The sequence below is a fragment of the Methylophaga sp. F7 genome (assembly GCF_056863975.1).
In genome coordinates this window covers 1,754,671-1,780,951 of the sequence record NZ_CM166511.1, presented here as the reverse complement: position 1 = coordinate 1,780,951, position 26,281 = coordinate 1,754,671, and the positions used below count along the sequence as shown (strand labels likewise).

Annotated in this window: 28 protein-coding genes and 1 riboswitch; of the genes, 17 read left to right on the top strand and 11 right to left on the bottom strand. The window is 44.4% G+C overall.

Translation table 11 applies throughout. The features are described 5' to 3' along the window. Positions 1–45 precede the first annotated feature (45 nt). The 7 genes from AC08OG_RS09060 to AC08OG_RS09030 form a co-directional block, all read right to left on the bottom strand. The gene (locus AC08OG_RS09060; RefSeq protein ID WP_439503424.1) at positions 46–621 is read right to left on the bottom strand and encodes a DUF1415 domain-containing protein; all 576 of its coding nucleotides are present in this window, start codon (positions 619–621) and stop codon (positions 46–48) included. A gap of 58 nt (positions 622–679) precedes the next feature. Then, complete coding sequence (locus AC08OG_RS09055) at positions 680–1,090, bottom strand: hypothetical protein (protein WP_439503423.1); 411 nt, start codon at positions 1,088–1,090, stop codon at positions 680–682. A gap of 121 nt (positions 1,091–1,211) precedes the next feature. Then, positions 1,212–2,018 carry a hypothetical protein gene (locus AC08OG_RS09050; protein WP_439503422.1) on the bottom strand — a complete coding sequence of 269 codons (807 nt, stop codon included), beginning with the start codon at positions 2,016–2,018 and terminating at the stop codon, positions 1,212–1,214. Positions 2,019–2,071: 53 nt separating this feature from the next. Next, positions 2,072–2,695, bottom strand: coding sequence for a TIGR02391 family protein (locus AC08OG_RS09045; protein ID WP_439503421.1), 624 nt, complete (start codon positions 2,693–2,695; stop codon positions 2,072–2,074). Between the two features lie 3 nt (positions 2,696–2,698). After that, on the bottom strand, positions 2,699–2,986 hold the full coding sequence (locus AC08OG_RS09040; protein ID WP_439503420.1) for a hypothetical protein: 288 nt from the start codon (positions 2,984–2,986) through the stop codon (positions 2,699–2,701). A gap of 111 nt (positions 2,987–3,097) precedes the next feature. Beyond that, positions 3,098–4,204: an SEFIR domain-containing protein gene (locus AC08OG_RS09035; RefSeq protein ID WP_482929340.1), complete on the bottom strand. Its 1,107-nt coding sequence runs from the start codon at positions 4,202–4,204 to the stop codon at positions 3,098–3,100. Positions 4,205–4,415: 211 nt separating this feature from the next. Beyond that, positions 4,416–4,970, bottom strand: a complete 555-nt coding sequence (locus AC08OG_RS09030) for a Smr/MutS family protein (protein ID WP_439503418.1) — start codon at positions 4,968–4,970, stop codon at positions 4,416–4,418. 89 nt (positions 4,971–5,059) lie between these two features. Further along, positions 5,060–5,165: riboswitch (TPP riboswitch) on the top strand. Positions 5,166–5,271: 106 nt separating this feature from the next. On the opposite strand from AC08OG_RS09030, the gene thiC reads away from it, so the two are divergent. Genes thiC through thiE form a run of 5 tightly spaced genes read left to right on the top strand, consistent with a single transcriptional unit; the run spans position 5,272 to position 10,644 of the window. Continuing rightward, the gene (gene thiC / locus AC08OG_RS09025) at positions 5,272–7,083 is read left to right on the top strand and encodes a phosphomethylpyrimidine synthase ThiC (protein ID WP_439503417.1); all 1,812 of its coding nucleotides are present in this window, start codon (positions 5,272–5,274) and stop codon (positions 7,081–7,083) included. Between the two features lie 21 nt (positions 7,084–7,104). Then, on the top strand, positions 7,105–8,175 hold the full coding sequence (locus AC08OG_RS09020) for an FAD-dependent oxidoreductase (protein WP_482929339.1): 1,071 nt from the start codon (positions 7,105–7,107) through the stop codon (positions 8,173–8,175). Beyond that, entirely contained in the window at positions 8,165–8,386 is a 222-nt protein-coding gene (thiS, locus tag AC08OG_RS09015; RefSeq protein ID WP_482929338.1) for a sulfur carrier protein ThiS, read from the top strand. Before AC08OG_RS09020 ends, thiS begins: the two co-directional genes overlap by 11 nt. Position 8,387: 1 nt before the next feature. Further along, entirely contained in the window at positions 8,388–9,185 is a 798-nt protein-coding gene (locus AC08OG_RS09010; RefSeq protein ID WP_318987697.1) for a thiazole synthase, read from the top strand. Then, the gene (thiE, locus tag AC08OG_RS09005) at positions 9,178–10,644 is read left to right on the top strand and encodes a thiamine phosphate synthase (RefSeq protein WP_482929337.1); all 1,467 of its coding nucleotides are present in this window, start codon (positions 9,178–9,180) and stop codon (positions 10,642–10,644) included. Before AC08OG_RS09010 ends, thiE begins: the two co-directional genes overlap by 8 nt. Here thiE and AC08OG_RS09000 read toward each other — a convergent pair. Together AC08OG_RS09000 and AC08OG_RS08995 are read right to left on the bottom strand one after the other, a co-directional pair. Next, on the bottom strand, positions 10,633–11,475 hold the full coding sequence (locus AC08OG_RS09000) for an OmpA family protein (protein WP_482929336.1): 843 nt from the start codon (positions 11,473–11,475) through the stop codon (positions 10,633–10,635). The genes thiE and AC08OG_RS09000 overlap by 12 nt on opposite strands. After that, complete coding sequence (locus AC08OG_RS08995; RefSeq protein ID WP_482929335.1) at positions 11,475–11,990, bottom strand: adenine phosphoribosyltransferase; 516 nt, start codon at positions 11,988–11,990, stop codon at positions 11,475–11,477. The genes AC08OG_RS09000 and AC08OG_RS08995 overlap by 1 nt, the downstream gene beginning before the upstream one ends. Before the next feature lie 189 nt (positions 11,991–12,179). Between AC08OG_RS08995 and AC08OG_RS08990 the strand changes: the two genes are divergently transcribed. From AC08OG_RS08990 to AC08OG_RS08955, 8 genes are all read left to right on the top strand, one after another. Continuing rightward, complete coding sequence (locus AC08OG_RS08990; RefSeq protein ID WP_292399116.1) at positions 12,180–12,821, top strand: ABC-type transport auxiliary lipoprotein family protein; 642 nt, start codon at positions 12,180–12,182, stop codon at positions 12,819–12,821. A 150-nt stretch (positions 12,822–12,971) separates the two neighbouring features. Continuing rightward, positions 12,972–15,551, top strand: coding sequence for a DNA gyrase subunit A (gyrA, locus tag AC08OG_RS08985; protein ID WP_292357320.1), 2,580 nt, complete (start codon positions 12,972–12,974; stop codon positions 15,549–15,551). Between the two features lie 5 nt (positions 15,552–15,556). Next, positions 15,557–16,636, top strand: coding sequence for a 3-phosphoserine/phosphohydroxythreonine transaminase (gene serC, locus AC08OG_RS08980; RefSeq protein ID WP_482929334.1), 1,080 nt, complete (start codon positions 15,557–15,559; stop codon positions 16,634–16,636). A gap of 2 nt (positions 16,637–16,638) precedes the next feature. Then, entirely contained in the window at positions 16,639–17,727 is a 1,089-nt protein-coding gene (gene pheA / locus AC08OG_RS08975; RefSeq protein ID WP_292357317.1) for a prephenate dehydratase, read from the top strand. After that, positions 17,728–18,690 (top strand): 4-hydroxy-3-methylbut-2-enyl diphosphate reductase, encoded by a 963-nt coding sequence (gene ispH / locus AC08OG_RS08970; RefSeq protein ID WP_482929333.1) that lies wholly within the window; start codon positions 17,728–17,730, stop codon positions 18,688–18,690. Between the two features lie 8 nt (positions 18,691–18,698). Beyond that, positions 18,699–20,108 carry an ABC transporter permease gene (locus AC08OG_RS08965; RefSeq protein WP_482929332.1) on the top strand — a complete coding sequence of 470 codons (1,410 nt, stop codon included), beginning with the start codon at positions 18,699–18,701 and terminating at the stop codon, positions 20,106–20,108. Beyond that, a complete protein-coding gene (locus AC08OG_RS08960) occupies positions 20,105–22,138 on the top strand; it encodes an ABC transporter ATP-binding protein (RefSeq protein WP_482929331.1) in 2,034 nt (677 codons plus the stop codon). Before AC08OG_RS08965 ends, AC08OG_RS08960 begins: the two co-directional genes overlap by 4 nt. Beyond that, a complete protein-coding gene (locus AC08OG_RS08955) occupies positions 22,116–22,361 on the top strand; it encodes a DUF1244 domain-containing protein (RefSeq protein WP_292357309.1) in 246 nt (81 codons plus the stop codon). Before AC08OG_RS08960 ends, AC08OG_RS08955 begins: the two co-directional genes overlap by 23 nt. 33 nt (positions 22,362–22,394) lie before the next feature. Here AC08OG_RS08955 and AC08OG_RS08950 read toward each other — a convergent pair whose 3' ends face one another. Continuing rightward, a complete protein-coding gene (locus tag AC08OG_RS08950) occupies positions 22,395–22,634 on the bottom strand; it encodes a zf-HC2 domain-containing protein (protein ID WP_292357307.1) in 240 nt (79 codons plus the stop codon). A gap of 1 nt (position 22,635) precedes the next feature. Then, a complete protein-coding gene (locus AC08OG_RS08945) occupies positions 22,636–23,256 on the bottom strand; it encodes an RNA polymerase sigma factor (RefSeq protein ID WP_292357305.1) in 621 nt (206 codons plus the stop codon). Positions 23,257–23,592: 336 nt separating this feature from the next. Here AC08OG_RS08945 and AC08OG_RS08940 point away from each other — a divergent pair, with 336 nt between their 5' ends. The 4 genes from AC08OG_RS08940 (at position 23,593) to AC08OG_RS08925 (ending at position 26,136) form a co-directional block, all read left to right on the top strand. After that, a complete protein-coding gene (locus AC08OG_RS08940; RefSeq protein WP_292357303.1) occupies positions 23,593–23,886 on the top strand; it encodes an HvfA family oxazolone/thioamide-modified RiPP metallophore in 294 nt (97 codons plus the stop codon). A gap of 69 nt (positions 23,887–23,955) precedes the next feature. After that, positions 23,956–24,591, top strand: coding sequence for an HvfX family Cu-binding RiPP maturation protein (locus tag AC08OG_RS08935; protein ID WP_292357301.1), 636 nt, complete (start codon positions 23,956–23,958; stop codon positions 24,589–24,591). After that, positions 24,578–25,534, top strand: coding sequence for a protein-methionine-sulfoxide reductase catalytic subunit MsrP (gene msrP / locus AC08OG_RS08930; RefSeq protein ID WP_482929330.1), 957 nt, complete (start codon positions 24,578–24,580; stop codon positions 25,532–25,534). Before AC08OG_RS08935 ends, msrP begins: the two co-directional genes overlap by 14 nt. Then, a complete protein-coding gene (locus AC08OG_RS08925) occupies positions 25,534–26,136 on the top strand; it encodes a protein-methionine-sulfoxide reductase heme-binding subunit MsrQ (RefSeq protein WP_482929329.1) in 603 nt (200 codons plus the stop codon). The genes msrP and AC08OG_RS08925 overlap by 1 nt, the downstream gene beginning before the upstream one ends. Positions 26,137–26,281: the final 145 nt, after the last annotated feature.

Here is a 26,281-nt window from a genome sequence, read left to right as displayed (position 1 = left end):
AGACACCACTTATTGTTGGATGGAGCTAAAAAGTACTACTACTCCCTAGAGCTTAAATAGGCTCTCAAATAGTGCCTGCAGCTTATTGTGTCCCAGACTATTCATTAGCGCCACGTTTCGTATTGGAACTTGATCGACATCAGGATATTCCACAATAGCTCGCTCAAGACTCGCCTCCCTAATAAGATGCAACAAGGGGTAGGGAGAGCGGTTTGTATAATTCTCTGCATCGTCCGGATTTGTTCCACCAAATTGGTAATCTGGATGGAAACTGGCGATCTGATAGGTACCTTCCAGTCCCATATCCAAAAGGAGGTTATCAGCATTACTTAAAAACTGATTGTAATCATAAAAGTCCTGCAATACATGTGGGTGAATCAGCAGCGTAGTTTCAACTGACGGATCACTATTGAGCAGTTCCAGCTCGTCTTGCAGTGACATCAACAATTGCTCTTCCGTTATCGCTCTTATGGTAGCAAAGCGCACCCGATTGTTCAGCATCTCATACTTAGCAAACGGGCAAAGATTCATTTCCATCACAAAAGTGTTAACCCACTGCCGGACCGATAGAACAATTTTATCGTCATTTCGGATCGCACTTGGTCGTGATAATTTCTTCATTCGTCTTTCATATATCGTCACCCAAAATCAAACACTCTGACCCTATTGATTTCTATTTTCAGCTCGGTTTGACCTGATTTGCATACCGTCCACAAAAACCCGCAGCAATATCTAAATAACTTTCTACTTGTTCATCAGTGAAAACGTTTTGCTCAATCAATTTTTTAATATTTTTAAGTGTTTGGTCTTTATCAGTATTCGGGTTATAAATAGCTCTGGTTACTTGTGAATGAATGCCGATGAAATATTGCAAACATACTTCCTGAAGTAAAGCTCTGGAAATCTCTGCTTCAGTAACTAAGAGAGCAGATAAAAAATTTCCACTTTCTAACGTTTTCTTGATTGAATGACTACGATGTTCTAAACCATAGGGACTGTTAAAGTTTATCCATAAGCCATTTTCCAAAAGATCTTTTTTAAGACAGTTATATTTTTGAAGTTTGGCATCCGCTATTTTATTCAGTCCCATTGGTTTCTCCTCAAAGAGATTTAGTAAATCTAATTCAGTTCTTTATATTTTTACACTGATCTCAAATATAATTGTTTTGAAGTGAGTTTCAATCGACTCTGACCCCTTTTGATCTTGCCCTTTATTGAGCTGCTTTTGCTTTCCTCATTCTATTTAATGCCTCTTTTTCTAATGATTGACAGAATTGTATAAATTCATCTAATCCAGCTTCTGTCACAACTTGTATATGAGCTAGTTTGGGTTCTTTTTTGTGATAATAATTAATGATGAGAGTGGAACGATCTACTTGTTGTATCTTTCCATCAATCAATTCAAATAGAGAATCTTTTATCAATAAAACTGGCATATACAGGAAATGCCTGAAATATTGGACCGCTTCATGATCGTCATAAATGTTTTCCCACAATTCGAGTTGTTCCTCGCAATACTGAACAATTTTTGAAATTCCTGTGTGCATTGCTTCGGGATGCAATGCCATAAGTTCATCCTTTTCTTTTTTTTGATGAAATGAGCAGTATTGAGTGAAAACGTGATCATTGTTGGCTATCAATTTGTCATAGTAAGTTGAATCTAGCACACCATAACTCACATTATCTGGAACAGTGAGGGCTTCCTTCAAACCACACCATTCTTCAATGTTAGGATTTGAACGAAACTCTGATAAAAGCAATATTGGGAATGTATTATTTTTTACTTCGAATACATATTCGATTTTGCTGCAAGCCCTAATGCTAGAGTCATGAGTATGATCACCATAGTATTCAGCAATAATATCTAGTTCACGAGCTTTACCTGTAATTGGATCCTCTATTACCTGATTGGCTTGCACGAAAAAACCAAGTGATGACAACTTTTCAGATATTGTTGATTCAAGTAAGTACCCTGAGCGTTCGAGTGCGCTATACATATCTTCTGTTGATATCTTCATTTACTGACCTATATTTTTATGAAAGCTATGAGATGAGCATCGAGTTATTTAAATTATTTGATCTGAGAATCTTCAATAATTTTAAGTAAGTCACTAGCCACAGCAATACGATCAAATGCTGAAATCATGTCCAGATCTACATCACGATGAAAGCTCGAATTTCTGTAGAAGCTGAATGCTCCAGTTATGTAATTGAGAAAAGCAGCTCTTTCATTTTTAGGAAGACTGTAATTAGTGAGAATGCCATCTTCGGGGTGAAAGGCCTTTTTTAACAAGCGCTCACCAAATAGTTCAGAACCTGCCCCAACTTTTTTACGGGTAAATACTTCAATAGCTTTGAATGCTTGTATAACTGCGCTCTCATAATGATTATTCTTTAGAAGTGAAAAACACTTTTCTACAATAATCGGGTGTATATACGTTTCAGGCATTAATGCATATTTTTCAACGACTTTTCTGAATTCGCGCTCTGGAAATCTAAACCCTTTTTTAGTGGGGAAAAACACATCTTCACCTTCAAGATCATAACCTCGTTGGTATTGACGAATATCAATGTGCGATTGAGGACTGAGTTTATATTTAACTCGAGTAAATCGAACCGGTTTAAAGCTACCAGGATTTGCTTCGGCTATTATTTCTTGAAACTCAATTTTTGCCTCAATTTCATCTTTAGACATCGATTACTTTCTTCCTTGTTTCCATAAGTTGAAATCGATAATGTCGGTCTTTTTGGGTGATAATTCGACAAAAGGATTTGATTTACTTCTCACAAATTTTTCAAGAACCTTTCTAGCTTCTTTGATTGTTCGAAATCCATTGTGATGCAGATACCTTCCAAATAGTCGTAGGTCAGTGTCAAATAGCTCTAATTCAACCGCAGCATGCCTGCATATTTTATCTTGGCATACCATTGTTCCAAATGTTTTCTGAGAGACAGGTTTTCCACTTTTGGTCAATTCCTCTTCCATGAACATTCCTCTGAAAGTTTTTCTTTTCCCCCATGCACCTGCGTGGGGACAGACTTGTTTCATTCAATTTATTATGGAGCGCTGCTTAATGCCGTCCCTAGCAGGTATTTGTTAGGTTTTTTCGTATGTTCCAAAAACAACGTAGTCTTCATCATTTTTATCTTTTATAACTTCACTCTTCGTCCTAAACGAGATCTTGTTCTTTTGAATTAGATTCGAAAATGAAGGCTGAATTTGACCATTCTTTGTAATCAGATTTGTAATATAGAAGGTCTTGAAATGGCTAAATGAATGTTTGAATACAGTTAGACTGCTGGGATCGCTTGGTGGATTCATCTCATGAAATCTCGAAAATGTCACAAGTAATGATGAATCTTTTTCCATACCATACTGGCCAAGCTTATCTGCCAGAACGTCTCTCGATGACCCAAAATGAACTTTGTAATCTCTAGGTGCACTTGATGAAATATTCTCAATGAAACTTAGCCTCATCTCATCTTTGGTATCAAAAACACCAAAATTTTCCTTTAGGGCTTTAAATATTTTCTCACCAGCCTCTTCATTTGCAAACATGAAACATGCTATTGGGGGGCTTTTCAGACTTGGATCTGACACAAATGCCATTCCTGACCACTTTGCTTCATTCCAGAGATCAACATCAATAATAGAGCTAATAAACATTGATTTTCGCTCTTTCTGTTCGAGCTCATCAATGAGTCTTTCTGCTGGCTTTTCACCTAACGGTGGCCGTTTAGACTTGCTTGTACCATGTAGCCTATTAATCAACCGTTCCTTGCTTGACTCATCATCGAGCTGGTAATAGGTGTATGGTTGCAAAGGTAGAGGGATATGAGGTCTATTGTGACTATCAAATATAACAGGAATAAATTTTGTGTTATTTGTACTCAATCCATACAATTGTTGCAGTATAAGTGAGGTCTCCCACTTTACCCCTAAACCATCATCGCTGCCCGAGAAATCGTTAGCTCTCTCGTAAAAGAGCTTTGAACAGCAAACTATTACAAAATCAGCTTTTTGTATCTGCCGCATCATCCATTTAGGCCACCCCTCAGCAGGAGCCTCTTCATACTGATCTATCTCTGAATCAATTCCTTTACTTCTTAATAAATTGGAAAACTCAAGGACATTATTTGACAACTCTACGGATTCATGTGCGTAGCTGATAAAAACCTTTGTGGGCAATTTCCTATTCTCCAAATTTGCTCCTACTATGGTTCAAGTGAACCTAAAGCATTTTAATGAGGCTGATTTCCTTATCATTACTCTTGGGAGGCCATCTAATTCTAAGCCAACCAGTCTCGAATAAAATAAATAATTGAATGATTTATACAAATGATCAACTGTAAGTAAGTTTAAATACTATTAAAAAGTCAATGACTTGAAATATACGAAAAGGCTAGTTAGTAATTTACTTTTCAAACTGCCTTTTCAACAAAACATACAAAGCCCCAGTTCCACCATCCTCAATTGTTGCACTGCAAAACGCCAGTACGGCATCACTTTGTCTGAGCCAGTGATTGAGTTTGCTTTTTAAAACCGGTTTGTTATCGCGTGATCCCCAGCCTTTGCCGTGAATGATTCGCACGCAACGTATCTTTTGTTCCTGACATTGTTCTAGAAACTGGGAGAGGGTGGGTTCGGCTTTGGCGAGGGTGAGACCGTGTAAATCGAGTTCAGCTTCGAGATGCACTCTGCCACTTTTGAGTTTGGCGAATTGGCGGTTTTGAATGCCGTCGCCACGATATTCCAGATACTCTTCGTTACCCACGGTTTCGGGGGCAAATAGACTGGAAAACTCGCTGCTGTCATGGGTGAGTTCGGCTGCGGAGGGCTTTCTGACCGTTGGCGGCGGCGGTGGTTTTCGATGAACTAATCGGTCGTGTTTGATCGGCTCGGCGTCGCTCATTTCATTGCGAAACAAGGAAAACTCGTCGTCATCATTTTTATTTTTGTTATCTGCCATGGCCGATGTTGCCTGAATTCATGCCGTTTGATGTGACCCATTGTGCCAGATGATGCTTGTGTAAAAAATCATTTTTAGTTTAGGATGATTTCCACTTGTCGGGGTGCCCCCTCTGAATTATCAGAAAGGGCTGAGATGAAACCCGTTGAACCTGAAGAGGCTAGAACCTCCGTAGGAAACAAGCCGGAATGCCGGTACGTCTGATTGTCTGACTGTAGCCGCCGTGTATCTCCATCACCTTGTTCGCGAAAGCGCAACGTCTTCATTTCCCCGACTTTTTTATTCAAAAAGGGGAAATCAGATGTCAGCAGCCAATCCAAAAGTCATTGATATTAAAGACCGTAGTGGCATTACTACTCAGCCATTACCAGGTTCTGAAAAAATCTATATTACCGGCAGTCGTGATGATCTGCGGGTGCCATTTCGTCAAATCTCTCTGACCGATACACCGAACCGTGATCCTAATCTGCCGGGTGAGCCGAATGCGCCGGTGATGGTTTACGACACCTCTGGTATTTACACCGATCCCACTGAAACAATCGATCTGGAAAAAGGCTTAACGCCGATTCGTCAGCAATGGATTGAGGAACGTGACGATACCGAAGTATTACCCGCATTCAGTTCCAACTTCACCCGTGATCAGGATGGGCAGGAATTTGATATTCCGCTGTTCACCAATCGTCGTCTGCCACGCAAAGCCAAACCCGGCAAAAACGTCAGTCAGATGCACTATGCACGTCAGGGTATCATCACCCCGGAAATGGAATATATCGCCATTCGCGAAAGCATGGGCCGTGCTGCACTGCAAGCCAAAGGCGAATTGCCAGCCGATAAACCCAATCACATTACCCCGGAATTTGTCCGTAAAGAAGTCGCCGAAGGTCGTGCGATTATTCCAGCCAATATCAATCACCCTGAAGCTGAGCCGATGATTATCGGTCGTAACTTTCTGGTGAAAATCAACGCTAATATCGGTAACTCTGCTACCACGTCCTCGATTGAAGAAGAAGTGGAAAAGATGGTGTGGAGCACCCGTTGGGGTGGTGACACGGTAATGGATTTGTCGACTGGTAAACATATTCACCAGACCCGCGAATGGATAATCCGTAATTCACCGGTGCCTATCGGTACCGTGCCGTTGTATCAGGCCTTGGAAAAAGTGAATGGTATTGCCGAAGATCTGACCTGGGAAGTGTTTCGCGATACGTTGATTGAACAGGCCGAGCAGGGCGTCAGCTACTTTACGATTCATGCTGGTATTCGTCTGGCGCATATTCCTCTGACCGTAAATCGCACCACCGGTATTGTGTCGCGTGGTGGTTCGATTATGGCGGCCTGGTGTCTGGCACATCATGAAGAAAGCTTTTTGTATACGCACTTTGAAGACATTTGCGAAATCATGAAAGCCTATGATGTGTCGTTCTCGCTGGGGGATGGTTTACGTCCAGGTTCACAGGCCGATGCCAACGATGAAGCCCAGTTTGCCGAACTGCGTACTTTGGGTGAATTAACCCATATTGCCTGGAAGCATGATGTGCAGGTGATGATTGAAGGGCCGGGTCATGTGCCAATGCACAAGATCAAGGAAAACATGGATCTGCAATTGGAAGTCTGCCACGAAGCGCCTTTCTATACCTTGGGGCCGTTGGTCACCGATATTGCACCAGGTTATGACCATATTACCTCGGGCATTGGTGCGGCGATGATTGGCTGGTTTGGCACGGCGATGCTGTGTTATGTGACACCTAAAGAACATCTGGGTTTGCCAAATAAAGATGACGTTAAAACCGGCATCATTACCTACAAAATTGCAGCGCATGCAGCCGATTTAGCTAAAGGTCATCCGGGTGCTCATGAACGTGATGATGCAATTTCCAAAGCACGCTTTGAATTCCGTTGGGAAGATCAATTCAATCTCGGGTTAGACCCGGATACTGCCCGTGCTTTCCATGATGAAACCCTGCCGAAACCGAGTGCTAAAGTGGCGCATTTCTGTTCTATGTGTGGACCAAAATTCTGCTCAATGAAGATTTCACATGATGTGAAAGAGGCGTTTACTGTGAAGTCAGAAGAGTTCAAGGCGGCTGGCAGCAAAATCTATCATCAGGTTTGATTGGATCGGATTCAGAACGCTATGAAGCATTATCTGATTATCGGTAGCGGTCTGATTGGACGCCTGACAAGCTGGCGTCTGATTCAGACTGGTCATGCCGTGACGATTCTGTCATCAGACGATAAAGCCGGTACCGACAGTGCCGGTTTTATTGCGGCTTCGATGATCGCGCCATTTACCGAAGCGGTGACCGCAGATCGGTCGATTCGCGATCTAGGTATTCAAAGTCAAGCGCTGTGGGATAAATGGCTGGCTGAGTTTGAAAAGCCAATATTTAATCCGCAGAGCGGCACGTTGGTCGTCGCGCACGAAGGCGATAAGGCTGAACTGGCACGGTATAAACGGCGTGCAGCACATATTCTGGATCCGACTGATTATCAGCAAATTGACGCTCAGCAGTTACAAAACCTGTCACCTGAACTGGCCGAGAATTTTCGGTCGGCGTTGTATTTCCCGCAAGAGAGCTGTCTGGATAATCGCCAGTTTTATCAGCAGGTCGGTGAGTTTCTAACTAAGCACGCCAATTGGCAAACCATTGAACCGATTGAAACGCTAAACAACGCTACATTGGAACGACTTTGTCAGCAAACGCTTGGGCATTCGCTGGATAAATTTACCTCGGTGATTGATTGCCGGGGCAATGGCAGCAAGTTGGATCTGAAAGACTTGCGTGGGGTTCGCGGTGAGGTGCTGCGTGTCCATGCGCCGGAAGTGAATCTGCAACAGTGCGTACGCTTAATGCATCCTCGTTATCCGCTGTATCTGGCCCCCAGACCGGATCAACAATATGTCATTGGGGCGACGGTAATTGAATCCGAAGATCGGTCACCAGTGAGTGTACGTAGTGCTATGGAATTGCTATCAGCGCTTTACAGCATTCATAAAGGTTTTGCAGAAGCCCGAGTGTTGGAAATGCGGGCGCATTGCCGGCCGGCATTACCTGATCATTTACCCACGATTCGCCAGCAGGAGTGGGGTTATCAAATCAATGGCCTGTATCGGCATGGTTATTTGTTGGGGCCGGTAATGGTCGACCAATTACTGACAACATTATCAGAACAAACAGATTCGGGAGTGCGTTATGCAAGCTGAGTCGATTCAACCCATTTCACTTATTTTGAATGAACAGCCCATAGAAACCACAAGCTTTAATTTGCAGGCGTTTCTGGCTGAGCATGGCTGGATAGAAGGCCGGTTTGTGGTGGTGATTAACGACAATATTATCGCCAAATCAGCACATCCAAACTATCAATTATCAGCAGGCGATCGCATTGATGTGCTGTCGCCGATCAGTGGAGGCTGAAATGCAGGCATCTGACTGGACCGTTTACGGTCAAACCCTTAGTAGCCGTTTATTTATTGGTACGGCGCTTTATCCTTCACCTCAAGTGATGTGTGATGCCATTAAAGCATCAGGCGCTCAGGTGATTACCGTATCTCTGCGTCGGCAAAGTGCCGGGCAGGCCAATAGCGGTCAGCAATTCTGGAACATGATTGAAGCGCTGGGCTGTCATTTATTACCCAATACAGCGGGTTGTTACAGTGCAGCCGAGGCAATTAAAACAGCCCATATGGCCCGTGAGTTATTTGAAACTGACTGGATCAAACTCGAAGTATTGGGTGACAGCTTTAACTTGCAACCGGATCCGTTTGCTCTATTGGAAGCGACCAAAACCCTGATTGCCGATGGCTTTAAAGTCTTTCCCTATTGCACTGATGATTTGGTGCTGTGCCAGAAACTGGCGGATGCAGGTTGTGAGGTTTTAATGCCCTGGGGTGCGCCAATAGGTACTGGTCAGGGATTGCTTAATCCTTATGCGTTGAGAACATTAAGAGAACGCTTGCCGGAAATGACTTTATTAGTGGATGCCGGCATTGGTAAACCCTCTGATGCAGTGCAGGCGATGGAGCTTGGTTATGACGGCATTCTGTTAAATACCGCGGTGGCCGAAGCACTTGAACCGGCGCTTATGGCTGAAGCGTTTAAACAATCCATCAATGCAGGACGTCTGGCATTTGAAGCGGGCATTATGCCAAAACGTGATTCCGCCAAGCCCAGTACACCGACGTTAGACCAACCAATCTGGCAGCAACATGGCTGATCATTCACAAAAAGCTATCTTATTAATCGGTGGCATGGATCCTCAGGGGTGTGCTGGTCTGACAGCAGATATCCAAACCGTGAGCCATCATGGTTTTCATCCTGTTCCGTTAATTACCTGTGTGACGGAACAGACACAAAGCGGTATGCGTGCATTAAATCCACTAACGGCTGAGAAATTTCTCAAACAATACGAAAGCTGTATTGCGGATTTTGACATTGCTGCTATCAAAATTGGTTTGATACCTGATTTGGAGATAGCCGAGGCGATTGAACGTATTCTTAAAATCCATGATGTGCCAATAGTGATGGATCCGGTGATGGCGGCTACGAGTGGGGGAAAGCAGGCTACGCCGGAAATATTGGAGTTTGTGCGTAACTCCGTCTTACCCAAGATCACGTTGCTGACGCCAAATTTACCTGAGATAGCGTATCTCTCTGAGAATGTCACCGGCTCGGTGGAGAAGCAGGTCCGCCATTTAATTGAAGAAGGATTGTCAGCGTGTCTGGTGAAAGGCGGGCATGGCGATCAAAGTTTTGTGTCGGATTATTTTGCCAATGCGTTTGGCCATTTCTATTGTTATCAACCACGGTTGAATAAAAATGTTCGTGGCACTGGCTGCGTGTTGGCTTCCAGTCTGGCGTGTTATCTAGCACAAGGCCAAGATATACGTGATGCAGTGATTTTATCGCGCAGTTATATCAACCGCGGGATTCGGGAATCGCAGACATTAGGGCCTTATCAGCTGTTTTCTCATCAACAGCAACCATTTGAACTTCGAGATATTCCACGACTGAGTTATACCCCGGATCTGATTGGAAAAAGTTTTAGTTTTCCCGAATGTCCAGAACGATTGGGAATCTACCCGGTGGTGGATAGTGCGGATTGGGTCAATCGTTTATTAACCATTGGCATCAAAACCATTCAATTGCGGTTGAAACAAACGGATAACGCATTTCTGAATACTGAGATTGCCAGTGCGGTGGATATCTCTCATCAACATGGTGATATTCAGTTTTTTGTGAATGATCACTGGCGTATGGCGATTGATAATGGTGCGTATGGTGTGCATTTGGGCCAGGAAGATTTACATGATGCTGATTTACTGGAAATCGAGCAGGCCGGATTGCGATTAGGGATTTCGACCCATTCATATTGGGAACTGGCCAGAGCCTTAGCGGTAAACCCCAGTTATATTGCTTTGGGACCGATATTTGAAACTGACAGCAAACAAATGCCGTGGCAACCCCAAGGGTTTGATCGGTTAGCAGAATGGATACGCTTATTAGATGGGCATACGCCGCTGGTTGCCATTGGCGGGATTGATCTGCCGCGTGCAACAGCGTTGCATAAAACCGGGGTGGGGTCAGTGGCAATGATTTCAGCGATTACCAAAGCAGCTGATTATCAAAAAGTCACCCATGATTTACTGACGTTATGGCGTCATTCAGCGAATTAAACGTAATTCCGTACGGCGGTTTTGGGCACGACCCTCAGGTGTTTTATTACTCGCAACAGGCTTGTTATCACGATAGGAATGCGTTTCGATAATGCCTTCGTCGATTTCAGCCTGTTCAATCAGAAAGTTTTTCACCACTTGCGCGCGTTTATCTGAAAGCTCGGTATTCAGTTCTCTTCGACCAAAACTGTCGGTGTGCGATTCGATAATAATGCGGGTGATGCTGTCATCCACTTTCAGATACTCCGCCAATCGTTTCATCCGTTGAGAAGCACTGTTGTCGAGAATGGCTTTTTCGGATTCAAAATACACACTGAATTGCTTTAAATCGTTAAAACTATCCGGGTGCATTTTGTCTGAACATTCCTGAAACTCGCGCATGGCGGGCAGAAATTGCACATTGGATAAAATCACGCTGACCGGTTGAATGCTGCTTTGCGAGGCATACTGCAGTTGAACGAATTGACCTTGTTGCAAAGCCGCCAGCGCTTTTTGCGCCGCATTACCTTCCACCCTGAATTCACGCTGTCCATAGCTGATGGGCAGAGTCACTAACTTTTGTCTGACCTGATCGAACTGCCAGGGCGTGTTGATGATCATCAGTTCAGCAGTGTTTTGCGAAGCGGGATGATCTGCCGTGGAAATAGTAAGCTGCAGCGGCTCACCATTTTCGCGATGAAAAAGGATATCCCCAAAATCCGTAACGTCATGGCTTAAGCTGCAGGAAAGCGGTGATTCTTCAGTCTGCCATTTTGCTTCGTGCACAGCCGATTGATAAACCGTGTCTGCAACAACGGGAGAGGCAAATAATAAAAACAGTAAAAACTTCATCAGTATTGGATTACGCTGTGTACGTTAAAGTCAGTTAGTAAAGAACGGCCATTCAGCCCAGTGATTTCCATCAGGAATGCACAGCCAACCACATTACCACCGAGTAGTTGGATTAATTCACAACTGGCCTTGGCCGTGCCGCCGGTGGCAAGCACATCATCAACAATTAAAATATTGTCGTTTTCTGCCAAGGCATCGGCATGAATTTCCAGGCTGGTTTCACCATATTCCAATTGGTATTCGACCTTATGGGTAGTGTGAGGCAGTTTGCCGGGTTTGCGCAGTGGAATGAATCCGACCTCTAGCATTGAGGCGGCGAGTGAACCAAAAATAAAGCCCCGGGCTTCCATACCAGCGACGGCAGTTATATTGGAATTTCGATAGGGTGCAATCAGCAATTCAACGGCCTGACGCAGTAAGACAGGGGATTGCATTAACGGGGTGATGTCTTTGAATAAAATGCCGGGTTCGGGAAAATCTGCGATATCGCGGATCTTGGTTTTTATCTCGTCCATCTGACGCCTAAATTATTTGAGAAGGGATGGTCACCACCAGTATTATAACGGCAGGTTTCGTTGGGTCTATTTTTCTTTGAGTTTCAACCATTACTGGGACGCAGTTTTTCCATTCATCCAGGCGGTAATGAAAGCTAAATTGACCCTAAACACATTTTCCAGAAAATTTTTTCAGGAGTACAACATTTCGTGATTCACAGATGGCAGAGAGTGCTGGTTTTCGTTCTGTTCAGTTTATTGACCGGTTGTTTTGGCTTTGGTGGTGGAGATAAAGAAGCTGACGATATGCAACCGCGTTTTTATATTGTCGATGTTGATCGAGGTAATGTTGCTGCGGAGTTTGCCCAGAACCGGGTTTTACGCATTAAACCTGTTCGTATAGCACCCCATTATCGCACCGAGAATATTGTGTTTCGTATTGGCGACAATGAATATCAACCGCAGGCAGGACATGTGTTGCTTACTGATCCGCAGGTAATGTTTACCTCACAATTACAACGATGGTTGTCTAAGAGTGGTTTATTCAGTGCTGTCATTACCGATGATTCTCAACCAGCAGATTTAGTGTTGGAAGCGGCAGTCACCAAACTTTATGGTGAAGAGCGCGCCGAGTATCCGCCGCAGGCTGTTTTAGAAATGCAGTTTTTTATGAGTCCGGGCGATGCTGATCGTAGCAAGATGCTGTTTCAAACCGGTTTTCGTGTTGATGCATCGATTGATGAAACAAACCCGCAAACCGTTGTAACTGGCTGGCAAAATGCGCTGGAAGAAATTCTCGCGACGTTGGAGCAGGATTTGAGCGATTATTTTGATAAAGCTGGTACACCCTAGCAGTATCTTATAAACGTGCAGGAAATCGCTCAGAGTGGTAGGATTACTCCTTTGTTATGGTTAGCATCTGTTCGGGTTTTGGCAGCAGAAATTTTTGTCTGAAACTTCAACAAGCTAGGCTTGCTTTTGTTCATTTTGGAAGAATATTAAATGTCTGAGATTGCTCTGGAACTGGACTCGATCAGTATCGAAGATGAAATGAAACAGTCCTACCTCGATTACGCAATGAGCGTTATCGTAGGACGTGCCTTACCGGATGTCCGGGACGGTCTGAAACCTGTTCACCGTCGTGTTTTATATGCAATGCGTGAATTAGGAAACAGTTGGAACAGCCCATACAAAAAATCTGCACGTATTGTCGGTGACGTTATCGGTAAATATCACCCTCATGGTGATACTGCTGTTTATGACACGATGGTACGTATGGCCCAGCCGTTCTCAATGCGCTATATGCTGGTTGATGGTCAAGGTAACTTTGGTTCAGTCGATGGTGATCCACCTGCCGCGATGCGTTATACCGAAGTGCGTATGGCGAAAATCGCCCACGAAATGCTGGCCGATCTGGACAAGGAAACTGTTGATTTCATCCCTAACTATGATGAATCCGAATCTGAGCCAGCTGTTTTACCCACTAAATTTCCAGCGTTATTGGTCAATGGTTCCTCCGGTATTGCCGTGGGCATGGCAACCAATATTCCGCCACATAATCTGACAGAGATCCTGAATGCCTGTATTGCGATTATTGATGATCCGAGTGTTACTACTCGTGATTTGATGGAATTCGTTCCCGGCCCGGACTTTCCGACTGCCGGTATTATCAATGGTGCCAACGGTATTGCTGAAGCCTATGAAACCGGCCGTGGTCGTGTTTACATGCGTGCTCGCGCCGAAATCGAAACCAATGAAGCCACTGGTCAGCAAAGTATCATTGTCCACGAGCTGCCATATCAGGTTAACAAAGCACGTTTGCTGGAAAAAATCGCCGAGCTGGTCAAAGAGAAAAAAATCGAAGGTATTTCTGCCCTGCGTGATGAGTCTGATAAAGACGGCATGCGTATGGTGGTGGTCATCAAACGTGGTGATGTGCCCGAAGTTATTCTGAACAATCTATATCAGCAAACCCAGTTACAAACGGTGTTTGGTATCAACATGGTGGCGATCGTTGATGGTCAGCCACGCACGTTGGGCCTTAAACCAATCCTTGAAGCTTTTATTCGTCATCGCCGTGAAGTGGTGACTCGTCGTTCGATTTATGAACTGCGTAAAGCCCGTGACCGTGCCCATATTTTGGAAGGCCTGGCCACTGCACTGGCGAACATTGATGAAGTTATAGAGCTGATTAAAGCTTCGCCAAGTCCGTCTGAAGCCAGAGAAGCTTTATTATCGCAAGGCTGGCGCAGCGAAATGATTCTGGAAATGCTTGGCGCTGCTGGTGCACAGGCTTCACGTCCAGAAGATTTGGCCGCTGAATTTGGTCTGGTAGAAGGACAATATTATTTATCGCCGGTTCAGGCCCAGGCTATCCTGGATATGCGTCTGCATAGACTGACCGGTCTGGAACAAGACAAAATCCTGCAGGAATACCGTGAAGTTCTGGATCAAATCCGTGACTTGCTGGCTATCTTGAGTGACCCAGACAATCTGATGGCTGTTATCCGTCAGGAATTAGTAGCAATTAATGATGAGTATGGTGATAACCGCCGTACCGAAATTCTGGATACTCATCTGGATCTGACATTGGAAGATCTGATCACTGAAGAAGAGATGGTGGTCACTTTATCGCATGCTGGTTATGCCAAAACACAGCAGTTGGATACCTATCAGGCGCAACGCCGTGGTGGTAAAGGTAAAGCAGCCACTTCAATGAAAGATGAAGATTTCATTGAACATCTGTTTATTGCCAATACGCATGACACTTTATTGTGTTTCTCCAGTACCGGTAAGGTTTACTGGAAGAAAGTTTATGAATTACCACAAGGTGGCCGTACGGCCCGTGGTAAACCGATTGTGAACTTGCTGCCTCTGGAAGAAAACGAACGTATCAATGCGGTATTGCCTATTCGTGAGTTTGAAGCCGATAAATTTATCTTTATGGCAACTGCTAGTGGCACGGTCAAGAAAACGCCATTAGTCGATTATTCTCGTCCACGCGCCAACGGTATTATTGCGGTCGATCTGAAAGACGATGACAAACTGGTTGGGGTAGCATTAACGGATGGTGAGTCTGATGTCATGCTGTTTAGCAGCAACGGCAAAGTTATCCGTTTCCCTGAAACCGATGTTCGCTCAATGGGCCGTGTTTCCCGTGGTGTTCGTGGTATGCGTCTGGCCGATGGTGAACAGATCATTTCGTTGATTATTGCTCAGCAGGAAGGTGCCATTCTGACAGCAACCGAGTTCGGTTACGGTAAACGCACCAACCTGGAAGAGTATCGTGTCCAGGGTCGTGGTGGTCAGGGCATTATTTCAATCCAGACTTCTGCACGTAACGGTCAGGTCGTCGGTGCAGTACAAGTCTGTGACGAAGATCAGATCATGTTGATTACCAATGGCGGTACGCTGGTTCGTACACCTGTTAAACATGTTTCTCTGGTAGGACGTAATACTCAGGGTGTACGTCTGATTAATCTCAGTAATGAAGAAAAACTGGTGGGTCTGGAACGCGTTATTGAAGATGAAGATCAAGATATCGACGATCTGCCACACACTGATGATTTAACGGAAGAATAAGCACTTTGAGAGCCTATAACTTTAGTGCCGGCCCAGCGATGTTGCCGGACGATGTAATGCTGACTGCTCAGCAGGAAATGCTGGACTGGCATGGTACCGGTATGTCGGTGATGGAAATGAGTCACCGAGGTCCTGAATATACCTCGATCGCTGAACAGGCTGAAGCCGACTTACGTGAATTGATGGGGATTTCGGATGATTATGCCGTGCTGTTTTTACAGGGCGGTGCGTCCAGCCAGTTTTCGATGATTCCGATGAATCTGCTTAATGGCAAATCACATGCGGATTACTTTAATACCGGCGCCTGGTCGGAAAAAGCCATTACCGAAGCCGGTCGTTACACTAAAGTAAATGTGGTTGCTGATGCCAAACCATCGCATTACCGGACCATACCCGATAAGTCTGAATGGCAGTTATCGGATAATGCGGCTTATGTGCATTACACGCCAAATGAAACGATTCATGGAATCGAGTTTGCAGATATTCCTGAAGTAGGGGATACCCCATTAATTGCGGATATGTCGTCAACCATTCTGTCGCGTCCGATTGATGTGAATCGTTTTGGGCTGATTTACGCTGGTGCTCAAAAAAATATTGGTCCTGCAGGACTGTGTATTGTTATTGTGCGTAAAGATTTGATTGGTAAAACCTTGCCGGGAACACCTGTGATGTTTGACTACAAAGTTCATGCGGATAATGGCTCAATGTATAACACACCGGCAACTTACAGCTGGTACCTTGCTGGTTTAGTTTTTCAGTGGCTGAAAAAGAAGGGTGGTTTAGAGGGCATGGCTGAAATCAATCAGCGAAAAGCCACTAAACTCTATGCCGCGATTGATGGCAGTGATTTTTATGCCAATCCGGTTGATATTCGCTATCGCTCATGGATGAATATTCCGTTTACATTGGCAAACAGCGATCTGGATAAACAGTTTCTGGCGGATGCAGCCAAAGAAGGCTTGCTCACACTTAAGGGGCATCGTGATTTGGGCGGAATGCGTGCCAGCATCTATAACGCTATGCCTGAAGCCGGGGTTGATAAACTGATATGGTTTATGTCTGAATTTGAGCGCAGGTTTGGTTAAACATGTCCGAGAAAAAAGCTCTTCAAGCCGTTCGTGAGCAGATTGATAAAGTCGATAAGCAACTTCAGGACTTATTAAACGAACGCACGGCACTAGCGCATCAGGTTGCAGAAATAAAACAGCAATCCGGCGAACAAGCAGATTTTTATCGCCCTGAACGTGAAGCGATGATTTTACGTCAGGTAATGGAACGTAATGTAGGCCCACTATCTGATAAAGAGATGGCCAGATTATTCCGCGAAATCATGTCAGCTTGTCTGGCCGCAGAAAAACCATTACGTATTGCCTATCTTGGACCGGAAGGCTCGTTTACTCAGGCCGCTGCTTTAAAACATTTTGGCGGATCTGCAGAACTTCATCCGGTGAGTACGATTGCCAACGTTTTCAGTGCTGTTGAAACAGAATATGCCTGTTACGGAGTGGTGCCAGTTGAAAATTCTACTGAAGGTATGGTCAATCATACTTTGGACAGATTTGTCAGTTCACCCTTAAAAATCAATGGTGAAGTGACACTTCCGATACATCACTACCTGTTGAGTAATGCTGCACAGCTTGCTGATATTAAAAAGGTTTACGCCCACCCACAGGCGCTGGCTCAATGTCGACAGTGGTTAGGTGATCAATTGGCCCAGGCTGAACTGATTCCTCTGGACAGCAATTCCGAAGCAGCAAAACGTGTTGCTGAAATGAATCATGATAGTGCAGCAATTGCGGCCAGCACGGCAGCAGAAATTTATGGATTAAAAGTCCTGGCCAGCAATATTGAAGATGAAGCGGGCAACACAACGCGGTTTCTGGTCATTGGTCGTCAGCATGTGGGACCGTCAGGTGTGGATAAAACCGCATTGTTGGTCTCCACAAAAAATAAACCGGGTGCATTACAAAACTTACTGAAACCTTTAGCTGACAAAGGCATTAGTATGAGTCGAATTGAATCCCGACCTTCACGGAAGGGCATCTGGGAATACGTCTTTTTTATTGATATTGACGGTCATTGTGAGGATCCGACGGTTGCCAGTGCATTACAGGAACTGGAGTCGGAATCTTCTGTTTTCCGCGTTTTAGGTTCTTATCCAAAGGCAGTGTTGTAAATGACCAAACTGGTATTAGCCAATCCACGAGGTTTCTGTGCCGGAGTCGATCGGGCCATTGAAATTGTAGAGCGTGCTCTGGAGTTATTCGGTGCACCGATCTATGTTCGCCATGAAGTTGTGCATAATCGTACCGTGGTCGAAGACTTACGCAACAAAGGTGCAATTTTCATTGAAGAATTAGCCGATGTACCAGATAACAGTACATTGATTTTCAGTGCACATGGTGTTTCCAAAGCCGTGCAGGAAGAGGGCAAACAACGTGGCCTGAAAGTGTTTGATGCCACTTGTCCGTTAGTCACCAAAGTTCACCTTGAAGTCGCCAAACATGAAAAAGTTGCCCGTGAATGTATTCTGATTGGGCATTCCGGTCATCCCGAAGTCGAAGGTACAATGGGTCAATATACTGCTGATCCAACAGCGATGTATCTGGTTGAATCACCAGAAGATGTCGCTAAATTAACAGTCAAAGATCCCAATAACCTGTCGTTTGTCACTCAAACCACTTTATCGGTTGATGATACCAGGATGGTGATTGATGCTTTGCGTGAACGCTTTCCAAACATCACTGGTCCCGGTAAAGATGATATTTGCTATGCGACACAGAATCGTCAGGATGCAGTAAAACGTCTGGCCGAAAATTGCGATCTAGTGCTGGTAGTAGGATCCATAAATAGTTCAAACTCTAACAGACTCAAAGAGTTGGCGACGAAACTTGGCACAGAATCTTATCTGATTGATGATGCCAATGAAATTGATGAAAACTGGTTAAAAGATAAAAAACAAATCGGTTTAACTGCTGGAGCTTCAGCCCCGGAATCGTTGGTTCAGGCTGTGGTGGATAAGCTGAAAATGTTGGGTGTTGACGCGATTATTGAAGATAAAGGTCAAATCGAAAATATTGCTTTTTCTTTACCGAAAGCACTTAAAGTAGATATTTCCAGCCTCAGAAAATCAACTTAAGGACAGCCATGCCCTTTCTGCCGGTATTCCTTTGGACCGACATTCTGATTTTTCTTCTGCTCGCTGTTATTACTGCCGGCATATTCTATCTTCGTAGCAAACCACATTTACGTTCCCCCTGGATAACGGTAATGCAACGTAAGCGTGGTGTTATCTCGATAATTATTCTGCTCAGTTACGTCACCATTGGCTTTCTGGACTCATTACATTTTCGAGTCGCACTGGATTCGGAAACAACCGAACAGCAACATTATTCAACTGAAGTGCTCAGTGTGCTTGACTGGATGGTTACGCCGATTCGCACCCAGGTTGAAAAAACCTATTCTGCCCCGTTTGCTACGCATTTATTTGTCAAAGAAATGCAGATTATTCAGGGAGGGCAGCTGGAATACAGCTATCCAGAACTGAAATACTCCGCAAAGCATCTGCAATCTGAATCTGAAAAGTGGACAGATATCGCTTCAAGCGTAGCCAAGAGTACAGCCGCAGCGATTTTGTTAATGCTGCTGATCATGGCTATTTACATTTTCTATCGGAAAACACGTTACCAACAAAATCTATTTGCCGAGCTGAAGCGAATAATACGCGGCGATTCGGATTATCCGATACGTACCTTTTATCTGATGCTTTTTATGCTTATCTGGCTGAGTATCACCTTAATTGTTTTAAGCCAGAATTATCATGTATTTGGAACAGATAAAGTTGGTCAGAGTGTGCTTTATCAGGCTTTGAAAAGTATCCGAACGGGGCTGGCAATTGGCACTTTGACCACCTTGATAATGTTGCCGCTGGCGATATTTTTAGGCATCAGTGCCGGCTATTTCAAAGGCTGGATTGATGATCTCATCCAGTACATTTACACCACATTGAATTCCATACCGGGAGTGTTATTGATTGCTGCAGCCGTTTTGATGTTACAGGTTTATATCAATAACCATCCTGACAGTTTTGCCACCGTGGCCGAGCGGGCCGATCTGCGGTTACTGTTTCTCTGTCTGATTCTTGGTGTCACCAGCTGGACAGGTTTATGTCGAATTCTGCGTGGTGAAACATTAAAACTGCGTGAAGCAGAATATGTACTGGCAGCCAGATCATTGGGTGTAAGTGGTTTCAATATCCTGCATCGACATATTCTGCCCAATCTTATGCATATTGTGCTGATTACTGTGGTACTGGATTTCAGTGGTCTGGTACTGGCTGAAGCGGTGTTGTCATATGTTGGTGTAGGTGTTGATCCTTCCATGATTAGCTGGGGCAATATGATTAACAGTGCCCGACTGGAAATGGCAAGAGAACCAGTGGTCTGGTGGTCGTTAACTGCCGCCTTTATCTCGATGTTTATACTGGTGCTGGCAGCTAATCTATTTGCTGATGTGGTACGCGATGCCTTTGACCCACGAATGCAGAAAGCACGATGACCTCGCCAGTCTTATTAGAAGTTACTGGCCTTAGAACCTGGTTTGATAGCAAAGATCAGCCTTATAAAGCCGTTGATGGTATTGATTTTCGTATTCATCAGGGTGAAACCTTCGCCTTATTAGGTGAGTCAGGCTGTGGCAAATCCATCAGTGCATTATCTTTAATGCGTTTAAATCCTTACCCGGCCAGCCGAATTGTGGCCGGTGAAGTCAAGTTAGATGGAGAGGATCTGCTTAAACTTTCTGAAGCGAACATGGAATCCATTCGCGGCAGACGTGTTGCGATGATTTTTCAGGAGCCGCAAAGCTCGTTGAATCCGGTATTAACAATTGGTCAACAAATCGGTGAAACGCTGCGTTGGCATTTCAAACTCTCTTCACAAGAAGTACAGCAGAGAAGCCTTAAATTACTGGATTCGGTAGGAATTCCAGATCCATTACGCCGTTTGAAAGATTATCCGCATCAATTATCCGGTGGGATGAAACAACGGGTGATGATTGCGATGGCGCTGGCTGGCGAACCCGAATTACTGATTGCTGACGAGCCAACAACGGCATTGGATGTGACAATTCAGGCACAGATCCTGGATTTACTCAAACAAATTCAGCGTGATACGGGTATGGCGATTTTGCTCATCACTCATGATCTTGGTGTGGCTGCCCAAATGGCCGATCAGATTGCTGTTATGTATGCCGGACAAATCGTTGAACAGGCTGACAGGCAGACGTTTTTTGACAGTCCTCAGCATCCTTATTCACAGAAATTATTTGAAGCATTACCCAGCGAACAGAAACGTGAACAGCGCCTGACGGTGATTAAAGGCAATGTTCCGCCGTTGAATCAGCATTTTGTCGGCTGTCGTTTTGCTGAGCGATGTGATCATGCCTGGGATCATTGTCAGCAACATGAACCACGGTGGATTGAGAGCAATCAAGCCGGGGTTCGATGTCACTTATACGATTCTGCTGTAGTGTCATCGAAAGTGGAGACTAAAAAACCATTACATGCATCCCATCTGTCGGATGTGGTTCCTTCACAGGTACATGCACTTGATGTCAGAGGATTGAAAGTTCATTTCCCCATTCGCAAAGGCATCCTGCAACGTCAGGTAGGCCAGATTAAAGCTGTGGATGGGGTTAATCTCAGCATACATAACGCTGAGACACTAGCGTTAGTCGGAGAGTCTGGTTGTGGCAAAACTACGGTAGGAAAGGGCATTCTGCAATTGGTCAGGGTGACCGCGGGTGAAGTACGTTTTCAGGGAAAAGTCTTAAACAGACTCTCGCAACGTGAGTTAAAACCTTATCGTGGTGAACTGCAGATCATTTTTCAGGATCCATTTTCCTCAATGAATCCACGGATGACCGTTGAGCAGATTATTGAAGAGGCGATCAGTGCTACTGAGATTCGAAAAGATCCGAAAGCAAAGTCCAGTCACATTGATTCCTTGCTGGAACGTGTTGGTTTAAGGCCTGATATTCGCCATCGTTATCCACATGAATTTTCTGGTGGACAACGCCAAAGAATATGTATTGCCCGGGCTTTGGCGACAGAGCCTGAATTGATTATCTGTGATGAACCTACCAGCGCACTGGATGTATCTGTTCAGGCACAGATCCTGAATTTACTACGCGATATTCAGCATGAATTTGGCCTGTCATTTCTGTTTATTACCCATAATATCGGTGTAGTCGATTATCTTGCCCATCGCGTTGCCGTAATGTATCTGGGTAGAATAGTGGAGCAGGGCAGTCGTCAGCAAGTACTGGATTCGCCGAAACATCCTTATACGCAGGCTTTATTGGCAGCAGTTCCGGACATCGGCAAGCAGGCCATACAGGTTGCGGTAAAAGGTGAATTGCCTTCACCTGCCAACCCTCCTGCAGGATGTCACTTTCATCAGCGCTGCCCACATGTAATGCCCATTTGCCATGAGCAATATCCCTCAATTACCGTGCTGGAAAATGGGCATCAGGTGAATTGTTTTTTATATGAAGAGAATGAAGATGGACAAACAGACCCAAACTGAACTTGAAGCTGCCGCTTTTCGCAGATTAGTTGCGCACTTACAGGAACGAAAAGATGTGCAGAATATTGATTTGATGAACCTGGCCGGGTTTTGCCGTAATTGCCTTTCAAAATGGTATCTGGCAGCGGCAGAAGAGCAGGGCGTGGCCATGGACTATGATGCAGCCCGTGAGCATGTCTATGGCATGTCTTATGAAGAATGGAAACAGAAATATCAGAAATAAAATTTAGAACAAGGCAAGTTGCCAGCCAACATATTACTGTTTGCTGGCATTTTCTCTAAGCACTTTCGCCAGTGCTTTGGTTTTGTCATCCACAATGATTTGGTTTGCTGGCATCAATTTGATGCTGGTGATAGTTATCTTGAGCTGGCGCACGTAATTACGGCAGTTATGACAAATAAATAAATGCAGCTTGAATGCCATACGTTGCCGAAATGACAGATCTTTATCCAGATAGTCACTGGCAAGTTGTTCAATTTGGCGGCATTTAAGCATGTTAATCATTATCCTGATACTGAGCGATTTTCTGTTGAATTGCAGAGCGTGCACGATGTAGCAATACTCTTGCATTAGACGCAGAGAGGTCGAGAATATTACAAATTTCCGACATTGATTCACCTTCCAGATCATACAAGCTCAATACTGCTTGCTGTTGTGGTGGCAGTTGTTCAAAAGTCTTGCTGATGATATCGCTGAGTTGGTCGTTGGCCAGAATGGCTTCAGGTGTTTCAAGTTCCCACTGCGAAACCGGTTCTTGCCAATGACCAGTATGATCAAAACGATCTGCGGTTTCTTTTTCCTGCCAGTTTTCATCCAGCGAAACCTGTCGTTTTTCTCTGCGAAGTCTGGTTTTGGCGGCATTGGCTGTGATTTGAATCAGCCAGGTATTCAGGCTGCTGCGACCGGCAAATTCACTCAATGACCGAATGGCTGACATCCAGGCATCCTGAGCAATCTCTTCTGCGAAGGCTTCCCCTATAATAGCTTTGGCAATGGTTACCATTCTTGGATGATAGAGTGCTACAGCTGTTTCAAAAGCGGTTGAGTCACCTTCAAGCATGGCATCAATTAATGCGGCATCATTTTCGTAGAAGTGCGAATCACGCTTGTCTGTCATGTTTGTTAATGAATCCTGACGCCAGCAGCCTAGTCTAATGCCTCAAATGTATAGGCCTTACGAAACAGCTGATATTAATAACGGATGCATCTTGTGCCTGCAAGTAAAAAAGTTTGTGGTCGATCATTCGAAGTGCATTTTATGTATGGTGATCGACTTAGTGAATTCGATAACGAAAGGCAGCAATCAAAAAATGTTTTTTGACTAAAAAGACAGGTGTTTTTCAGAAAATCGCATAAAAGTTTGTAACAAATGATTTGCTGGTCAGTCTATGTCAACAAGCCCGGTTATGAAAGTCGGGTTAATCATGTGACTCAATACATAAGGAATTTAAACATGGCTATGAACAAAAAAACTTCTATCGCATTGGCTGCCAGTGCAGCGATGACTGCAGGTCTGGCTTTTTCACCAATTGCTGCTGCAGATAGCAATCCATTCCAATCAACCGAATTAAGTCATGGATACATGCAATTGGCTAAACATCACGAAGAAGGGAAATGTGGCGAAGCCAAGTGTGGTGAAGACAGTAAAAAAGATGCTGAAGGCAAATGCGGTGAAGCCAAATGTGGCGAAGACAGCAAAAAAGATGCTGAAGGCAAATGTGGTGAAGCAAAATGCGGTAATAAATAATCCGGTATTTGTGATTCATATTAAAAACAGGGGCTGCAAGCCCCTGTTTTTCTTCTAGGGACAACCACTATGATCCAGTTGTTAAAAAACTTACAGTGGTCATTGAATACCACGCGTAAAGTGGACTTTTTGGCGCCTTTATTATTGAGAGCTTACCTGATACCGGTTTTCTGGGTAGCTGCCAATAACAAATGGAATCCATTCAATCCCGAGAGTTCATTACAAAGCACCATAGACTGGTTTGCTAATCCGGACTGGGGATTGGGGTTACCGTTTCCTGAGCTGATGGCTTATATGGCTTGGGGAGCAGAGTATTTTGGCGCTATTTTATTATTGTTGGGACTTGCCGTGCGCTGGGTCAGCATTCCATTGATGATTACCATGCTGGTTGCTGCGTTCAGTGTGCACTGGAAAAACGGCTGGCAAGCAATTCATGATCCGATGAGTGCATTTGCTGCTGAAAACGCGGCGGAAGCGATAGATCGTTTGGACCGGGCCAAATCAATCCTTCAGGAATATGGAAATTATAGCTGGCTGACGGAACATGGCAGCTTTGTTGTACTCAATAATGGTATAGAGTTTGCCGCAACCTATTTTGTGATGTTGCTGGCATTGTTCTTTATCGGGGCTGGTCGATATATCAGTATTGATTACTGGTTAGCCAAACGTTATATGGCAAATGAGGTGCATCATGTGGATTCGTAAAAAACATTCGTGGGATATTCCTGAGTCAGAAGTCACGGACTATCAGGTCTATTTGAACCGTCGACAATTTATTAATGGTGCAGCGGGATTGGCTGCAGCAAGTGCAATGCCACTGAGTTTCGCTGCTAAAGCACCAAACGGAGAAGCTTTTACTGATTTGCAGCAAAGCGATTTTTCCACTGAGGAAAAAACAACGACATATGAATCTATTACCACCTATAACAATTTCTATGAATTTGGCACTGACAAGGAATCTCCCTCGGCATTAGCCGCCGATTTTCCTGATCGCAGCGAGCCATGGATGATTACTGTGGATGGTGAGTGTGATAAACCAGGTAAATATGATTATAGTGAGCTAATCAAAACCCAGACATTGGAAGAGCGTATTTATCGTCTGCGTTGTGTCGAAGGCTGGTCGATGGTGATTCCCTGGGTAGGTTTTCCGTTAGCCGAAATCCTTAAACAGGCTCAACCCAACTCCAAAGCCAAATTTGTTGAATTTACCACGCTGTATGATCCTGAGCAGATGCCGGGACAACGTCGTCGTGTGCTAAATTGGCCTTATCGTGAAGGATTGCGCATGGATGAAGCCATGCATCCTCTAACGTTGCTGGCTGTTGGTCTGTATGGCCGTGAAATGCCGGGGCAGAACGGGGCGCCGATCCGTCTGGTGGTACCGTGGAAATATGGTTTTAAAAGCATCAAATCCATCGTGCGGATCCGTTTTGTTGAAGAAATGCCATTAACCGCCTGGGTTCAGGCCAATGCCGGTGAGTATGGTTTTTATTCAAATGTAAACCCGGATGTGAACCATCCACGTTGGAGCCAGCGACGGGAAAGACGCATTGGTGAGTTTCTTAAACGCGAAACGCTGATGTTCAATGGCTATGGAGACGAAGTCGCAGAGCTGTATAGCGGCATGGATCTTAAACGATATTTCTGATGCAAAAACATATCACCAGTCTGAAACGGCTGGTTTTTATCATTTCGTTATTACCACTTAGCTGGCTGATCTATGCATTGCTGACCGATAAGCTGGGTGCTAATCCTATAGAAGCGGTAACTCGGGACACCGGCGTATGGGCATTGCGCTTTATTATGGTGACTTTGTTGATATCACCACTACGTAAACTGACGGGTATCAATCACTTTATCCGCTTTCGCCGAATGCTGGGACTTTTTGCTTTCTTTTATGCAAGCGTGCATATGCTGCTGTATCTCGGACTGGACCAGTTTTTTGATGTACAGGAGATATGGCTGGATATTGTTAAACGTCCTTTTATAACCATTGGTTTTATCAGCTTTGTCTTGCTGATTCCATTAACGGTTACCTCTACCGACAAGATGATGAAACGCCTTGGTGGTCGTCGCTGGAAAAAATTACATTATTTAATTTATCTTATTGTCGTGCTTTCTTGTGTGCATTTTTATATGCTGGTCAAGCAAGATAAAACTGAACCATTAATTTATTTTTTCATTGCTATCCTGTTGCTTGGCTTCAGGGTATTCAGCCAGCGCAGGCGTAGTCAATCAGCCGCTTCATAAAGCTTATTTAACCGGCTTTTACAGCAGTTTTTTGTTATAAATTTTTTCCACAAGGTTTTGATTTTCTTGTCAGAATGGCGCTGTAGCACGCTTTTGTCGGCGTGCTGCAGTGTGAATTAAACAAAAACTGTTACAATGTGCGGCT

Coding starts and splice junctions, on each gene's coding strand:
- AC08OG_RS08960 (WP_482929331.1), top strand. CDS start 20,105: ATGACCTCGCCAGTCTTATTAGAAGTTACTGGCCTTAGAACCTGGTTT.
- gyrA (WP_292357320.1), top strand. CDS start 12,972: ATGTCTGAGATTGCTCTGGAACTGGACTCGATCAGTATCGAAGATGAA.
- AC08OG_RS08940 (WP_292357303.1), top strand. CDS start 23,593: ATGGCTATGAACAAAAAAACTTCTATCGCATTGGCTGCCAGTGCAGCG.
- AC08OG_RS09040 (WP_439503420.1), bottom strand. CDS start 2,986: ATGGAAGAGGAATTGACCAAAAGTGGAAAACCTGTCTCTCAGAAAACA.
- thiS (WP_482929338.1), top strand. CDS start 8,165: ATGCAAGCTGAGTCGATTCAACCCATTTCACTTATTTTGAATGAACAG.
- AC08OG_RS08935 (WP_292357301.1), top strand. CDS start 23,956: ATGATCCAGTTGTTAAAAAACTTACAGTGGTCATTGAATACCACGCGT.
- AC08OG_RS09055 (WP_439503423.1), bottom strand. CDS start 1,090: ATGGGACTGAATAAAATAGCGGATGCCAAACTTCAAAAATATAACTGT.
- AC08OG_RS09030 (WP_439503418.1), bottom strand. CDS start 4,970: ATGGCAGATAACAAAAATAAAAATGATGACGACGAGTTTTCCTTGTTT.
- AC08OG_RS08955 (WP_292357309.1), top strand. CDS start 22,116: ATGGACAAACAGACCCAAACTGAACTTGAAGCTGCCGCTTTTCGCAGA.
- AC08OG_RS09000 (WP_482929336.1), bottom strand. CDS start 11,475: ATGAAGTTTTTACTGTTTTTATTATTTGCCTCTCCCGTTGTTGCAGAC.
- pheA (WP_292357317.1), top strand. CDS start 16,639: ATGTCCGAGAAAAAAGCTCTTCAAGCCGTTCGTGAGCAGATTGATAAA.
- AC08OG_RS08965 (WP_482929332.1), top strand. CDS start 18,699: ATGCCCTTTCTGCCGGTATTCCTTTGGACCGACATTCTGATTTTTCTT.
- AC08OG_RS09050 (WP_439503422.1), bottom strand. CDS start 2,018: ATGAAGATATCAACAGAAGATATGTATAGCGCACTCGAACGCTCAGGG.
- thiE (WP_482929337.1), top strand. CDS start 9,178: ATGGCTGATCATTCACAAAAAGCTATCTTATTAATCGGTGGCATGGAT.
- AC08OG_RS09045 (WP_439503421.1), bottom strand. CDS start 2,695: ATGTCTAAAGATGAAATTGAGGCAAAAATTGAGTTTCAAGAAATAATA.
- AC08OG_RS08945 (WP_292357305.1), bottom strand. CDS start 23,256: ATGACAGACAAGCGTGATTCGCACTTCTACGAAAATGATGCCGCATTA.
- msrP (WP_482929330.1), top strand. CDS start 24,578: ATGTGGATTCGTAAAAAACATTCGTGGGATATTCCTGAGTCAGAAGTC.
- AC08OG_RS08995 (WP_482929335.1), bottom strand. CDS start 11,990: ATGGACGAGATAAAAACCAAGATCCGCGATATCGCAGATTTTCCCGAA.
- AC08OG_RS09020 (WP_482929339.1), top strand. CDS start 7,105: ATGAAGCATTATCTGATTATCGGTAGCGGTCTGATTGGACGCCTGACA.
- AC08OG_RS09010 (WP_318987697.1), top strand. CDS start 8,388: ATGCAGGCATCTGACTGGACCGTTTACGGTCAAACCCTTAGTAGCCGT.
- AC08OG_RS08950 (WP_292357307.1), bottom strand. CDS start 22,634: ATGCTTAAATGCCGCCAAATTGAACAACTTGCCAGTGACTATCTGGAT.
- AC08OG_RS09060 (WP_439503424.1), bottom strand. CDS start 621: ATGAAGAAATTATCACGACCAAGTGCGATCCGAAATGACGATAAAATT.
- AC08OG_RS08925 (WP_482929329.1), top strand. CDS start 25,534: ATGCAAAAACATATCACCAGTCTGAAACGGCTGGTTTTTATCATTTCG.
- thiC (WP_439503417.1), top strand. CDS start 5,272: ATGTCAGCAGCCAATCCAAAAGTCATTGATATTAAAGACCGTAGTGGC.
- ispH (WP_482929333.1), top strand. CDS start 17,728: ATGACCAAACTGGTATTAGCCAATCCACGAGGTTTCTGTGCCGGAGTC.